Genomic DNA, 13,904 nt, shown 5'->3' with positions numbered 1-13,904 from the left:
GCTGGTCGAGATCGACACAGACTAGAGAGAATTGCGTAGATTTCCTTCACGCCCTGGCAAGGAAGCCGCGTTAAAATAGGCACCTAAAGAGGCAATCCGGGAGGTTGTCATGGCTCTACATATGGATATCAGTCAGAACGTTCCCCAGGACGAGAAGTATGAGAAATTTCCGATCGACCGGCCCGGCAAGATCACCTTCATCGGGCATCATCTCAGCGCCAAGGACACCATGCGTTGCCTGGTGCGCAGCATTTCCCTCTATGGCGCGGAACTGGATGTGAGCCCCGAACTGGAAATGCCGACCAATTTCTATCTGGAGATTCTCGGTATTCGCGATGAGATCGGCTGCACGCTGATCCGCCGGGAGGAAGAAAAGGTCACCATCGGCTTCAACATGCTGATCGATGCGGAATTCCTGCACCATGTCCGTCGGCTGAGTTTCGAGACCAGCGCCTGAGCCGGCCGCACAGGGCCAGCGATTCGCCGACAGCGTTTCCTGCCGTGTCGTGCTAAGAAAAAACTCTTCCAAAACAGTCATTGGATAACCGGGCGCGCCTTGCGTCCGGTATTTTTGCACCTATTGTGAGCCGTGTTTTCAAACACAGCTACCGGAACTTTCAGCCAATGTCCGCTTTCTCACGCCTCACGCCGCTTGCCGTCTCGCTTCCCTCAACCGTTCCTTTCGTTGGCCCTGAGGCCATCGAGCGCAGCCGCGGCCTGAAGGTGGAAGCGCGCATCGGCGCCAATGAAAGCGGCTTCGGCCCCGCGCCTTCAGTGCTTCTCGCCATGCGGGACGCGGCGGCGGAGACCTGGATGTACAGCGATCCGGAAAATTTCGAGCTGAAGGAAGCGCTTGCCATTCACCACGGCGTTGCACGCGGCAATATCGCCATCGGCAGCGGGGTTGATGGATTGCTGGGGGAGATCGCCAGGCTGATCGTTGAGCCGGGCACGCCTGTCGTCACCTCGTTTGGCGGCTATCCCACTTTCAATTACCATGTGAACGGTTTTGGCGGCAAACTCGTCACCACGCCCTATGTCGATGATCACGAAAATCTTGACGGGCTTCTCGATCTCGTCATCCGGGAAAATGCGCCGCTCGTCTATTTCGCCAACCCTGATAATCCGATGGGAAGCTGGTGGGAGGCGAGCGAAGTCGTCGCCTTCGCCCGCGCATTGCCGGAAACCTGCCTGCTCATTCTGGACGAGGCCTATTGCGAAACCGGGCCCATCAGCGCCGTGCCGGCCATCGACGCGCTGATCGGCCAACCGAATATCCTGCGCATGCGCACCTTTTCGAAAGCCTATGGGCTGGCCGGTGCGCGCGTGGGTTATGCCATCGGCACGCTCGGCAATGTCGAAGCCTTCGACAAGATCCGCAATCATTTCGGCATGGCGCGTATTTCCGTCGCCGGCGCCCTCGCGGCGCTGAAGGATCAGGCCTATCTGCATGAGGTGGTTGGCAAGATTTCCGATGCCCGCGATCGTATTTCCGCGATCGCCCGCAATAACGGCCTTTCGCCGCTGCCGTCGGCCACCAATTTCGTCACCATCGATTGCCACCGCGACGGCGCTTATGCCCGCGCCATCGTTGATGGGCTGATGGACCATGGCGTGTTCATCCGCATGCCGGGCGTTGCCCCGCTCAACCGCTGCATTCGTGTCAGCGCCGGCACCGCCGACAAGCTCGATCTTTTCGAGCAGGCGCTGCCAAAGGTTCTCAAGGCGATCGGGTAAATTCCCAACCCAACCTCATTCCTGTGCTCGTCACAGGAATGAGGGGTGGAGAATGCCGCGGGTTCCACGCACCGATTCAAGTTCCCCTCACAACCCCCTGTTCGCGAATCATTTTCTGCATCACCAGACATAAGAAAACCGCGCCGGCCTTGTTCCTGCCGGTCGCGGTTTGATGTGTCAGCGCAAAAGCTTGTTTTCAAAGCCCTCGCCGCGTTCCCCTTCGGGTTTACTTTCCTTTGCACCGGTCAGCGGGACTGGAGGGAACCGGACCGGAAATCTCAATGATACCAAGGGTAAATCAGTGCATCGTCATCCAGTCGCGGGCGGCGCGCAGCGCTTCGGCCAGTTCCGCCTTCGTCATGTTGCGGGCAAGATCGGCGCGCAGCGAAGCGGCTCTTTCCGATCCGCGGATCGCGGCGATGTTGAGCCATTTATGGGCCGCGATCAGGTCCACCTTGCAGCCCCGGCCGGTCGCATAGACCAGGCCGAGATTGCAAAGAGTGTCGGCGCGGGTTTCGCCACCGGCAGCCATTTCGATATCGCTGATGTCAAAGCGTGCCATCGTTTTTATCCCTGTCCTTCTGCCTGTTTCATCATTGCCTTCTTGTCGAGGCTATCGTCCGGACCCGCCGTCTTTTGCGGCTTTTTTCGTCCTTCCGTCCGGCAGGTTTTCCCTGCGCTTTTGATGACTTCACTATGCCACGGGGCTTTCAACGCTCGCTTAAAAGGCATGATTAATGCGTCGCAAACAAACTGCAAACGATTGGTAAAATTGGGTTTTTGTTAAATATCACGAGCCGCGGAAATTAAGGACTTTGCGGCGAATTTTACGAAAACTTCAGAATTGGATTTAAATCCTTCCTTCACCATGATCAAAACAGCAATTTTCGAAATTGGCCTTTTTCCCTCTTCCAGCCGATGCAAATGCCGCGCCGCAGCCGCAAATTTCTATTTCCTTTTACGTGAACGTCAAATACTATCCGCCTGCCCGTCATGAGGATGAAGCGGGCACAGGATAGAGCGGCGCGAGGAGCAATCGTTGCACCGCAGGGCGGCTTTGGGCCAGAGACGGCGCATGGCACGCTAAAGAGGTTTGATCTGCGCAAGCCGCGTCTTCGGCCCATCCGGCTCAGGAAAGCCTGCGCGAATTTCGGGAGGAATTTTATGAAGCGTATAATGACGATTGCCGCCGCCCTTATGATGAGCGGCAACCTTGCCTTTGCTGGCGAGGCAATCGAGGGCAACTGGAAGACGGCCAGCGGCGAAACCGCCGTGATCGGCCCCTGCGGCGGCGCCTTCTGCGTGACGCTGAAGACCGGCAAACATGCCGGAAAACAGATCGGCAAGCTTTCCGGCAAGGGAAACAGCTATTCCGGCGAAATCACCGACCCCGCCAACGACAAGACCTATAGCGGCTCCGGCACCGTTTCCGGCAATTCGCTGAGCATGAAGGGCTGCGTGCTGAAGATTTTGTGCAAATCGCAGACCTGGACACGGCTGTAACCGGGAAGGCGGCGGGCAGGCTTTCAGCCGCCCGCCAGCACGGCGTCATGCGACCTGGACAGAGATCGCGCGTGGAACACACAGGCCCGTTGATGTATCGTTGCTTCGAGCCGAATATCAATGAGAACGACGATGCCCCCTAGCCTTTCGACGATCCTGATCGCCGGCACATCACATGTGGGCAAAAGCACTCTTGCCGGCCTGTTGAGCACAAGGCTCGGCTGGCAGGCGATATCCACCGACAGTCTCGCCCGCCACCCCGGCAGGCCGTGGCCAGGCATTCCGGCACCGGTGGAGGAATATTATACGGCTCTCTCGACCGAGACGATCCACTGGTTTCTGAAGGTGCATCACCAGAACATCTGGCCACTGATCCGCCCGATGATCGACAGCAGTTCCCATACCGGTAATCCCGCAATCTTCGAGGGTGCGGCCCTGCGCCCGGAATTCATATCGCCCCTGCTCGGCAGCACGGTTGCCGGCGTCCTGCTTCATGCCGGGAATGATTTCCTTCTCGAAAGAATGCGCTCCCACGCCCGATATGAGGATGCAACGGCCGGCCAGCGGCGCATCATGGACGCCTTCATCGAGCGTTCGCTGCGGGAAAATACCGAAATGCTGGCATCGGCGCGCGAACACCACCTGCCGATTGTCGATGTGACCAGCCCGGAAGCATTGAAAACCCTCGTGGCCGATCTCGCAGCGCGGGCAAAGGCTGCTCCTGCCTGAAGAAAATCGCGGGATCTGTGATGCGCCCTGCGCCATTGCGGCATCAAGCCGCCATGTCACCACCTGTTAACATCCCTGAACACCATATGAACCGGGGCCTCAGGGTCCGTTCAGTCCGACTATGGCAAAACTCTGTCCATCAACTCCAATAAAGGGGAATGGACATGACAAAGTTGATCAGCCGGCTGGCAATCTTCGCGTTTCTCATGGCGATCTTCGCCATGTCCTTCGCCTCGCTCGTCGTTAATCCCAACCGCAGCTTTCAGCGGGTGAATGCCGGGGCGGCGATTGCCTGCCAGCACGGCCCGGCGCCGGCCACCAATTGCCCCGTCGTGCTGTGAGGACCTGATGATGACGACAAGCTTTTCCAACGGCCTGTTCTCCGCCCTGCGGCTGGTGCTGATGGCCTCGATCTTTCTCGGCCCGGTGGCCGGACTTGCGGTCTACAAGGCCGATCCCCGCCCGGCATCCAAGGGCGCCGGTTTCGTGCTGCTGATGAGCCTGCAACGCGGCGCGCTCGGCTGAGATTTCGCGCACCCTCCTATCGATCCAGCAGCTTTTTCCGTTTCTTTTCAGTTTCTTCGCATTTCTGTCGCTTGCCTGTCGAAATAGGCCTCTTATAATGGGCCATGACAATAGCAAAACCAACGATTCCGCCCTTCACCTTCATCAGCCCCGAGCCTTTCGCGCCGCAGTCCTTCACGGACCCGAAAGAAGCTGTTGAGGCTTTGACCGCGCTTTACGAACGCAATACGGCGTTCCTGATCAATTCCTTCACCGACCTTGCCAAGGGCGCGCCGATCACCGGCCGTTACCGCGCCTGCTACCCGCAGGTCAGCCTCGAGACATCCACGTTCGGCCATGTCGATTCACGCCTTTCCTACGGGCATGTCACCTCCCCCGGCGTCTATACGACCACGATCACCCGGCCGGATCTGTTCCGCCATTACCTGAAAGAGCAACTGGGGCTTCTGATCAAGAACCACGGCGTTCCGGTCACCGTGGCGGAATCGGCTACGCCCATTCCGCTGCATTTCGCTTTCGGCGAAGGCGCCTATGTCGAGGCGGCGGCGGCTTCGTCGCTCTCCGACGTGCCGCTGCGCGATCTGTTCGATACGCCCGACCTCAACAATACCGACGACCTCATCGCCAATGGCGAATATGACCAGGTGCCGGGCGAACCCGCTCCGCTCGCGCCTTTTACCGCGCAGCGCATCGATTATTCGCTGGCCCGCCTCAGCCACTATACGGCGACGAGCGCCAGCCATTTCCAGAACTTCGTGCTGTTCACCAACTACCAGTTCTATATCGATGAATTTGCCGCCTGGGCGCGCAAATTGATGGCCGACGGCGGTGAAGGCTATACGGAATTCGTGGAGCCAGGCAACATCGTCACGCTTGCCGGTTCCGACAGGCCGACAACCGATATGACGCTGGCGCGGCTGCCGCAAATGCCCGCCTATCATCTGAAGAAGAAGGGTCATGCCGGCATTACGCTCGTCAATATCGGCGTTGGCCCTTCCAACGCCAAGACGATCACCGACCATATCGCCGTGCTGCGCCCGCATGCCTGGCTGATGGTGGGCCATTGCGCCGGCCTGCGCAACAGCCAGCGGCTGGGCGACTATGTTCTGGCCCATGCCTATGTGCGTGAGGATCACGTTCTCGACGACGACCTGCCGGTCTGGGTGCCGATCCCGGCGCTTGCCGAGGTGCAGCTGGCGCTGGAAGGTGCCGTCGCCGAAGTGACGGGTTACGAGGGCTTCGAGCTGAAGCGCATCATGCGCACCGGCACCGTCGCCACCATCGACAACCGCAACTGGGAACTTCGCGATCAGGCCGGCCCGGTCAAGCGCCTGTCGCAATCGCGCGCCATCGCACTCGACATGGAATCCGCCACCATCGCCGCCAACGGCTTCCGCTTCCGCGTGCCCTACGGCACCCTGCTCTGCGTCTCCGACAAACCGCTGCATGGCGAATTGAAGCTGCCGGGCATGGCGACGGAATTCTACCGCACCCAGGTCGCCCAGCATCTGCAGATCGGCATCCGCGCCGTGCAGAAACTGGCCGCCATGCAGAAGGAAACCCTGCATTCCCGCAAGCTCAGAAGTTTTTACGAGACGGCGTTCCAGTAAAAACAGATTTCGCGGCACCCTGCCTTGGTGTATGATTTCGAAAATCGATACACCAAGGATTTTTCTATGCGCACGAATATTGAGCTTGATGACGCCTTGATCGCAGAAGCGATGGAAATCACTGGCCTTCCGACGAAAAAGGCGACGGTCGAAAAGGCGTTGCGCGATCTCGTAGAAAATCTCGGGCGGCGAAAAGCGTTGCAGGAACTTAGAGGTATCGGCTGGAAGGGCGATTTAGAAGAAGTCCGCGGCAGCTGGAGCGCAGATAGTATAAAGTCGCAAGACGCCGCAGAATGATCGTTGTTGACACGTCTGTCTGGATCGACTGGTTTCAGAATAAACAAACGCCGCAAGTCGCTACACTCAGCGATATCAACGATCTTTCCGACGTGATTATCGGAGATATCATCCTGCTCGAAATCCTACAGGGAGAGCGGAACGAAAGACGGGCGGCGGCGATCGAGAGCCGGCTGAAGGTTTTCGAGCTTGTATCAATGTTGACACCCGAATTTGCCGTGGCTGCCGCTGCGAACTACCGAAAACTACGCGGCCTTGGAAAGACAGTGCGCAAAACAGCCGACCTCATCATCGGCACCTACTGCATCGAGCACGGGCACAAGCTCCTGCAAAACGACCGGGACTTTCAGCCGATGGCCGATCATCTCGGTCTGCAATTCGTCTGAACCTCAAACCACCTTCACAGTCCCCTGCACGCGGATGGGAAAATTCACCGAACGCGCTATGAAGCACTTGTCATGCGCATCATGGTGCAGCTCATCCGCCCGGGCGGGATCACCCTTCGAAATAGTGATGACCGGTTTCAGCACCACTTCGCTGAACTGCCCGGCGCCATCCTTTTCCATGACAAGCGTGCCTTCGGCATTGTCGACATAGTCTTCGACGATGATGCCGTTGACGGAGCAGAAATGCAGGTACCAGAGCTTGTGGCAGGCCGAGAGCGAGGCGACGAGCAGGTCTTCCGGGTTCCAGCGGGAGGGATCACCGCGGAAGGCGGGGTCCGAGGAGCCGGTGATATCCGCCTTGCCCGCCGTGGAAATCGTGTAGTCGCGCTCATAATCGCGGTATCCCGACGTTCCCTTGCCGCGATTGCCGGTCCATTTCACCTGCACGGCGTAATGATGTTCCTGTCCTGCCATGTGATTATTCCTCCCTCGAAATCTTTTTTCCGCATTTCCCAACGGAAAACCGGTGTCCACTTTTCCTAGAAATGCTCGCGTGTATCGCGCAGGTGGTTGAGCCCCTGGCGCAGCGTCTCGATGATCTCGTCCACTTCGGAACGGCTGACGGTCAGCGCCGGCGAGGCCAGCATGCGATCTCCCGTGGCACGCATGACGAGGCCGTTTGCAAGGCAATGGTTGCGCACGGCGGTTCCGATATCGTCCGGCTTGGCGAAACGTCTGCGGGTTGCCTTGTCCGCCGTCAGTTGCAAACCGCCCATCAGGCCAACATTCACGGCCTCGCCCACCAGTTCATGATCGGCAAGGCTTTTCCAGCCCTCGGAGAAATAGGGGCCGATATCGTCACGTACCCGCTCCACCAGCCCCTCATCCTCAATGATACGGAGGTTTTCCAGTGCCGCGGCAGCACAGACGGGATGGCCGGAATAGGTGAAACCGTGGTTGAAATCACCGACCTCTGAAAGCATCACCTCCGCCACCCGGTCTGAAACGATGACACCACCGATCGGCAGATAACCCGATGACAGTCCCTTGGCGACGGGAGCGAGATCCGGCTCCACGCCAAAATGCTGGTATCCGAACCACGAACCGAGACGGCCGAAACCGCAGATCACCTCGTCGGACACCAGCAGAATGTTGCGCGCCTTGCAGATGCGGGCGATTTCCGGCCAGTAGGTCTCCGGCGGCACGATGACACCACCTGCGCCCTGAATGGGTTCGGCCACGAAAGCGGCGACATTTTCCTCGCCGAGTTCATCGATCTTGGCGTCCAGTTCCCGAGCCACCTTCAGGCCGAATTCGGCGGGTGAGAGATCGCCACCCTCGGCATACCAATAGGGCTGGCCGATATGGGCGATGCCTTCGATGGGCAGGTTGCCCTGTTCATGCATCCATTTCATTCCACCGAGCGAAGCGCCGGCTACCGTCGAGCCATGATAGCCGTTGCGTCTTGCGATCACCCTGGTCTTCGTGGGATGGCCAAGCGCCTTCCAGTAGACCCGCGCCATGCGGAACCAGGTGTCGGTGGCTTCCGAACCGGAATTGGTGAAGAACACATGGTTCATCTTCGGCCCGGCGCGCGAGGCGATCTTTTGCGCCAGAAGCGTCGCGGGCGGGGTGGTGGTGCCGAAAAAGGCGTTGTAGTAAGGTAGCTCGTTCATCTGGCGCTGCACGACATCGGCGATCTCGCGGCGTCCATAACCGATATTCACGCACCAGAGGCCGGCAAAGGCATCGAGATATTTCTTGCCGGTGCTGTCGTAGATGAAGACCCCTTCCGCGCGCTCGATGATGCGGGTGCCGGCGGCATTCAGCTTGCCCATGTCGGAAAAGGGGTGAAGGTGATGGGCGGCATCGATGGCCGCGAGATTGGACATCGGCTTGGAGACTTCATTCATGACAGATCGCACTCCCATAAAGGCAACGGCGCTCACGCCACCGCGCCCGCCGAACATGGCCGGGCAGCTTCGATTTGGCAAGGCTGGTGGTTTTTAAGAGAATATTGATTGGCTCGGCGCAGCCCCTGAATTTACAGTCGGTTGCGCTATGCGAAAAACGCCCGCCCCACCAGTACCTTCAACTCGCCGGCGTGAACCTTCAGCGCGACGTCCCGCTCCATCGGCAACAGTTCACCGTCGATGACGCAGCGCACATCGTGGCGTTTCTTCGGAAAATGCAGTTCCACGTCCGTTACGGTCATCGCCGTCACAGCAGCGTTTTCTTTGAGCTTGCCGCGCAGAATGTCGAGGGCGAGTTTTGCAACGCCCGAGGGGCGCAGCGGATCGGTGAGGTAAAAGCCGAGATGGCCGCCCGAGACATTCTCCGCCACGAGCAGGGAATTCTGGCCGAACTCGTTATTGGAGACGGAGATCGCCGAGACCTTGCGGTGCTGAGTTTTGCCATTAACGGTATATTCCACCTCGAAGACCGGCGGATTGAGGATGACGCTGATGGCAGCGCGGATGCTCGCCTTGATCTTGCCGAGACGGGAAGCGAAGGCGAGATTGTTGCGATAGCGCACCATGCGCGAATGCAGGCCCGCGGAAAACTGGTGCACGAAAAGGCGGCCATTGACGCTGGCGATGTCGACGCTGGCGATTTCGCCATGCGCCAGTGTTTCCAAGGCCTGGCGAATGTCGAGCGGCAGTTTCAGCGAGCGGGCGAAGAGGTTCATGGTGCCGGCTGGAACAATGCCAAGCGCGATGCCGTGTTTCCAGGCGATGGCCGCCGCGGCGGAAATCGTGCCGTCACCGCCGCCGGCGATGATGCCTTCAATGCCCGGCTCCTCGGCGGCGCGTTCCATCTCCTTGACGATGTCCTTGCCGGAAACCAGACGGCAGTCGATTTCGTGGCCGGCGCGGGAGAAGACCGCGCGAGCATGATCGCAATAGGCGTCCATATCAGTGGTGCGAAATGTGCCACCGTCGCGATTGAAAATTGCTATGAGCTTCATGTTTCCAACCCGATCCCGCAACGCAGCCGCGCGTAAATGCCTGGCTTCCAATAGAGTTCCGAACACCATCGCGTGAAGATGTTTTTTTACCGCGAATCGCTCTACCGCAATGCGTCATTTCATGTTAGGGGTCACTTAAGGTCATTTTCATGACCGCGCATCTCCAGTCAGGGCAGACCGTTCCCATACGGTCTTGCCCTTTTTTCTGTGGGCCCTCCCCGTTTTTCAGGTCACGATGAGCCAGTCGAATATGTCCGAAGCCCGCTCTGGTGCGGAGAGTGAAACCGTTTACACGGCAGCACCAGCCGTCGCCCTTTCACCGCTTGCCATCGCGCTGATCGAACTGGCGCTGGCCGCCGGCGGTTTCGGCATCGGCACCGGCGAATTCGCCATCATGGGCCTGCTGCCTGACGTCGCCACCACCTATGGCGTCACCGTTCCGCAGGCGGGTTATGTCATCACGGCCTATGCGCTGGGCGTCGTCATCGGCGCGCCGATCATCGCCGTGCTGGCTGCGCGCATAACACGCCGCACGCTGCTTCTTGGCCTGATGGGACTTTTTGCGGCCGGCAACATCTTGAGCGCGCTTGCGCCTGACTTCCTGAGCTTCACCCTGCTGCGTTTCGTTACCGGCCTGCCACATGGTGCCTATTTCGGCGTTGCAGCACTGGTGGCGGCCTCCATGGCGCCTATCCACAAGCGTGCCCGCGCGGTTGGCCGCGTCATGCTCGGTCTCACCATTGCCACCCTGCTCGGCACGCCGCTTGCCACTTTCTTCGGCCAGCTCCTGTCCTGGCGTGCGGCCTTCATGCTGGTGGGCGGCATCGGGCTCCTGACAGTCGCGCTTCTGTGGCTGTTCCAGCCGCGTGACAAGGTGGAGGAAGGCGCAAGCGTCTGGCGCGAACTCGGCGCATTCAGGCGCGTGCAGGTGTGGCTGACGCTCGCCATCGCCGCCGTTGGTTTCGGCGGCATGTTCTCGGTGTTCAGCTATATCGCCAAGACCACCACCGATGTGGCGATGATGCCGGTGTCCACCGTATCCATGGTGCTGGCGCTGTTCGGCATCGGCATGAATGTCGGCAATGTCGTCGGCTCACGGCTCGCCGATATCTCGCTCAATGGCACGATTGGCGGCATGCTGGCCTTCAACGTGCTGGCCATGACGGTGTTCGGCATGACGGCGGACAATCCGTTCATGCTGTGCATCTGCGTGTTCCTGATCGGCTGCGGTTTTGCCGCCTGCCCGGCCGTGCAGACCCGGCTGATGGATGTGGCGCAGGATGCGCAGACGCTGGCGGCCGCCTCCAACCATTCCGCCTTCAACATTGCCAATGCGCTCGGCGCCTGGCTTGGCGGCCTCGTCATCGCCATGGGTTTCGGTTACGCCTCGACAGGGTATGTCGGCGCGGTCCTTTCCCTTCTCGGGCTTGGCGTTTTCCTTGTTTCGGTCACCGTCGAACGGCGCGCAAAAGCCGGCTGACAGCCGGTTTTTCAGCGGTCGAAACGCCCTCTCCGGCACGCTTCAGAAACCTTACGGAAATTTCACAATCGGCTCGCTTGACTCTTTTTCGTTTCAGGCGCAACACGACGTTACGCACCGGCCGTGACCCGGCACAGTGCGGATTTCAACGGAGCATCATTAGATGTCTAGCGACAGTAGTAGTCGATTGCCTTTGCCGAAAGCGGCGAACGGGAACTGATCCGACCTCTGTCGGCTCACCACCGCGTTCGCCGTAATCGGCGAATCGACGGAAAGGTGAGCAATCATGAACTTCCACACTCTCTCCCAGAGAGCCAGCAAGGCCGCACGTCTTCTCCGCAGCGGAAATGCCGGTTCCACCACCATTGCAGAACGTGTCGAGCACCTCAACACGCTTGATACCGACGCAGCCGTCGCTGCCCTGCTTGCCATGCCGCAGGCAAAGGCCGTGGCCATTCTCGACCGGCCGGAACTGCATGACGCAGCCGCCATCATTGCCGGCATTCCCCTTGAACAGGCCGCCCGCTTCGTCAACCTGATGTCCGACGACCGCGTCGCCGACGTCATGGCGGAAATGGAAGAAGAGCCGCGTGCCAAGCTGTTTGCCCGGCTGGACCGCACCACCGCGCTCTCCATCAAACATCTGATGGGTTATCCGCCGCGCACGGCCGGTTCCATCATGACCACGGAATTCGTCAGCGTGCCGCTTGACTGGACGGTGGAACAGACCCTTTCGCACATCCGCGTCGTCGAGCGGTCGCGTGAAACGGTCTATGCCATCTATGTGCTGGCTGAGGACGGGACGCTGACGACCGTCGTGACGCTGCGTCGTTTGCTGACCGGCGAGCCCAGCGCTTCCATCCTCTCCGTCGCGTCGAAGGAGGGCATTGCCTATGCAAGCCCACTAATGTCGCAGGAGGATGTGGCCCGGCTCATCCGCAAGCATGACCTTCTGGCGCTTCCCGTCGTCGACGACCACTCGCATATTCTCGGCATCGTCACCGTTGACGACGTGATCGACACCATGATCGCCGACACCACGGAAGATGCTCACAAGTTCGGTGGTATGGAAGCGCTCGGCAAGCCCTATATGGCCATGGGCTTTCCGGACATGATCCGCAAGCGCGCCGGCTGGCTCGCAGCCCTGTTCCTCGGTGAAATGCTGACGGCGAGCGCCATGCAGCATTTCGAGGGCGAGCTGGAAAAAGCCGTTGTGCTGACGCTGTTCATTCCACTCATCATGTCTTCGGGCGGCAACTCCGGTTCGCAGGCCACCTCGCTCATCATCCGGGCGCTGGCACTCGGCGAACTCAAGCTTTCGGACTGGTGGCGGGTACTGCTGCGGGAAATCCCGACGGGCCTGACGCTCGGCTGCATCCTCGGCGCCATCGGCTTCCTGCGGCTGACCATCTGGCAGCAGGCAGGTTTCTACAATTACGGCGAACACTGGCTGCTGGTCGGTGCCACCGTCTTTGCGGCACTGGTCGGCATCGTCACCTTCGGTTCGCTCGCCGGTTCCATGCTGCCCTTCCTGCTGCAACGCCTGCGGCTCGATCCGGCCAGCGCATCGGCACCCTTCGTCGCCACGCTGGTGGATGTCAGCGGCCTCGTCATCTACTTCTCGGTGGCGCTGGTGATCTTGAGCGGCACGTTGCTCTAACGACAAAAGGCCCGCTCGAAAGAGCGGGCCTTTTTCATTTGCGACCGAAAAAGCGCGAGGCCCTGCCCTCAGCCGCCGGCGCTGATGACGCCTGTTCCCAACAGAGCGAGCAGAATGAAGCCGATGACCACGCGGTACCAGACGAAGGGCATGTAGCTCTTGGTCGAGACCAGCTTCAGGAACACGACGATCACGGCATAACCGACGATAAAGGCGATGAGGGTCGCAAGCCCGGTCTGGCCCCAGCCGACCGGATTGTCCTCGCCGATGCTCTTGAACAGTTGGTAGAAGCCGGAGCCGAAGACGGCGGGAACGGCGAGCAGGAAGGAATACCGCGCCGCCGCCTCACGGGTATACCCCAGAAGCAGGCCGGCGCTGATGGTGCCGCCTGAACGCGAGACGCCGGGAATGAGCGCCATCGCCTGCGCGAAACCGAAAAGGATGCCATCGCGCCAGATCAGCTGGTTCAGCTTGTAGCGCTTCTCACCGATCCTGTCGGCAAGACCAAGAACGATGCCGAAGACGATCAGCATCACCGCGGTGATATAAAGATTGCGCAGCGAATGTTCGATCGCATCCTTGAAGAACAGCCCCAGAAACACGATCGGCACCGAACCGACGATGATCAGCCAGCCGAGCCGGGCGTCCGCCTTGTTATATTCGCCAAGGCGCAGGTTCTGCCGTAGCCAGGCGGCGGCAATCCGCATGATGTCGGACCAGAAATAGACCAGCACCGCCATTTCCGTGCCGATCTGGGTAATGGCGGTGAAGGCGGCGCCTGGATCTGCGCCTGATGGCAGGAACTCCCCGGCGATCCTGAGATGCGCGCTTGAAGAAACCGGAAGGAATTCCGTAAGTCCTTGCAATAGACCGAGAAATCCGGCCTCCATCCAACCCATGCTCATGTGCTTTGATGTCCCTGCTGCGAATCGAGTTTGCAGCATTATGCATCAATCGGGGCAAATCCGTGTTGCATCGCACCATGAAAATGGCCCGCGCGCGACCTTGC

16 protein-coding genes are annotated in these 13,904 nt (G+C 59.6%); 11 read left to right on the top strand and 5 right to left on the bottom strand.

Translation table 11 applies throughout. From position 1 onward, the window contains the following. Positions 1–109: 109 nt before the first annotated feature. Both ATU_RS05030 and ATU_RS05025 read left to right on the top strand, forming a co-directional pair. Complete coding sequence (locus ATU_RS05030) at positions 110–457, top strand: hypothetical protein (RefSeq protein ID WP_010972648.1); 348 nt, start codon at positions 110–112, stop codon at positions 455–457. 167 nt (positions 458–624) lie between these two features. Next, positions 625–1,737, top strand: a complete 1,113-nt coding sequence (locus tag ATU_RS05025) for a pyridoxal phosphate-dependent aminotransferase (protein ID WP_010971332.1) — start codon at positions 625–627, stop codon at positions 1,735–1,737. Positions 1,738–2,035: 298 nt separating this feature from the next. Here ATU_RS05025 and ATU_RS05020 read toward each other — a convergent pair whose 3' ends face one another. After that, complete coding sequence (locus ATU_RS05020) at positions 2,036–2,299, bottom strand: SEL1-like repeat protein (protein ID WP_004440874.1); 264 nt, start codon at positions 2,297–2,299, stop codon at positions 2,036–2,038. A 602-nt stretch (positions 2,300–2,901) separates the two neighbouring features. On the opposite strand from ATU_RS05020, the gene ATU_RS05015 reads away from it, so the two are divergent. The 7 genes from ATU_RS05015 (at position 2,902) to vapC (ending at position 6,787) form a co-directional block, all read left to right on the top strand. Next, positions 2,902–3,240, top strand: a complete 339-nt coding sequence (locus ATU_RS05015) for a DUF2147 domain-containing protein (RefSeq protein ID WP_006311505.1) — start codon at positions 2,902–2,904, stop codon at positions 3,238–3,240. A 132-nt stretch (positions 3,241–3,372) separates the two neighbouring features. Then, the gene (locus tag ATU_RS05010) at positions 3,373–3,969 is read left to right on the top strand and encodes a hypothetical protein (protein WP_010971331.1); all 597 of its coding nucleotides are present in this window, start codon (positions 3,373–3,375) and stop codon (positions 3,967–3,969) included. 158 nt (positions 3,970–4,127) lie between these two features. After that, positions 4,128–4,310, top strand: coding sequence for a hypothetical protein (locus ATU_RS05005; protein WP_035256459.1), 183 nt, complete (start codon positions 4,128–4,130; stop codon positions 4,308–4,310). 7 nt (positions 4,311–4,317) lie between these two features. Next, positions 4,318–4,494: a hypothetical protein gene (locus ATU_RS05000; RefSeq protein WP_162180287.1), complete on the top strand. Its 177-nt coding sequence runs from the start codon at positions 4,318–4,320 to the stop codon at positions 4,492–4,494. A gap of 104 nt (positions 4,495–4,598) precedes the next feature. Further along, the gene (gene amn / locus ATU_RS04995; protein WP_010971329.1) at positions 4,599–6,104 is read left to right on the top strand and encodes an AMP nucleosidase; all 1,506 of its coding nucleotides are present in this window, start codon (positions 4,599–4,601) and stop codon (positions 6,102–6,104) included. 66 nt (positions 6,105–6,170) lie between these two features. Beyond that, complete coding sequence (locus tag ATU_RS04990) at positions 6,171–6,401, top strand: type II toxin-antitoxin system VapB family antitoxin (protein ID WP_010971328.1); 231 nt, start codon at positions 6,171–6,173, stop codon at positions 6,399–6,401. Then, positions 6,398–6,787, top strand: coding sequence for a type II toxin-antitoxin system VapC family toxin (vapC, locus tag ATU_RS04985; protein WP_010971327.1), 390 nt, complete (start codon positions 6,398–6,400; stop codon positions 6,785–6,787). The genes ATU_RS04990 and vapC overlap by 4 nt, the downstream gene beginning before the upstream one ends. Before the next feature lie 3 nt (positions 6,788–6,790). On the opposite strand, the gene ATU_RS04980 is transcribed toward vapC, so the two are convergent. The 3 genes from ATU_RS04980 to ATU_RS04970 form a co-directional block, all read right to left on the bottom strand. Further along, positions 6,791–7,261 (bottom strand): OsmC family protein, encoded by a 471-nt coding sequence (locus tag ATU_RS04980; protein ID WP_010971326.1) that lies wholly within the window; start codon positions 7,259–7,261, stop codon positions 6,791–6,793. Positions 7,262–7,326: 65 nt separating this feature from the next. Then, positions 7,327–8,700, bottom strand: coding sequence for an aspartate aminotransferase family protein (locus ATU_RS04975; protein ID WP_035256750.1), 1,374 nt, complete (start codon positions 8,698–8,700; stop codon positions 7,327–7,329). Between the two features lie 146 nt (positions 8,701–8,846). Further along, complete coding sequence (locus ATU_RS04970) at positions 8,847–9,755, bottom strand: diacylglycerol/lipid kinase family protein (RefSeq protein WP_010971324.1); 909 nt, start codon at positions 9,753–9,755, stop codon at positions 8,847–8,849. Positions 9,756–9,990: 235 nt separating this feature from the next. Here ATU_RS04970 and ATU_RS04965 point away from each other — a divergent pair, with 235 nt between their 5' ends. After that, entirely contained in the window at positions 9,991–11,235 is a 1,245-nt protein-coding gene (locus tag ATU_RS04965; RefSeq protein WP_046033519.1) for an MFS transporter, read from the top strand. Between the two features lie 286 nt (positions 11,236–11,521). Next, positions 11,522–12,895: a magnesium transporter gene (gene mgtE, locus ATU_RS04960; protein WP_010971322.1), complete on the top strand. Its 1,374-nt coding sequence runs from the start codon at positions 11,522–11,524 to the stop codon at positions 12,893–12,895. 68 nt (positions 12,896–12,963) lie between these two features. Here mgtE and ATU_RS04955 read toward each other — a convergent pair whose 3' ends face one another. Next, on the bottom strand, positions 12,964–13,800 hold the full coding sequence (locus tag ATU_RS04955; RefSeq protein ID WP_010971321.1) for an undecaprenyl-diphosphate phosphatase: 837 nt from the start codon (positions 13,798–13,800) through the stop codon (positions 12,964–12,966). Positions 13,801–13,904: the final 104 nt, after the last annotated feature.

This window comes from Agrobacterium fabrum str. C58 (genome assembly GCF_000092025.1).
Classification (GTDB): domain Bacteria; phylum Pseudomonadota; class Alphaproteobacteria; order Rhizobiales; family Rhizobiaceae; genus Agrobacterium; species Agrobacterium fabrum.
Note: the sequence above shows the minus strand (reverse complement) of the source record. Positions and strands in the feature narration are given on the sequence as shown.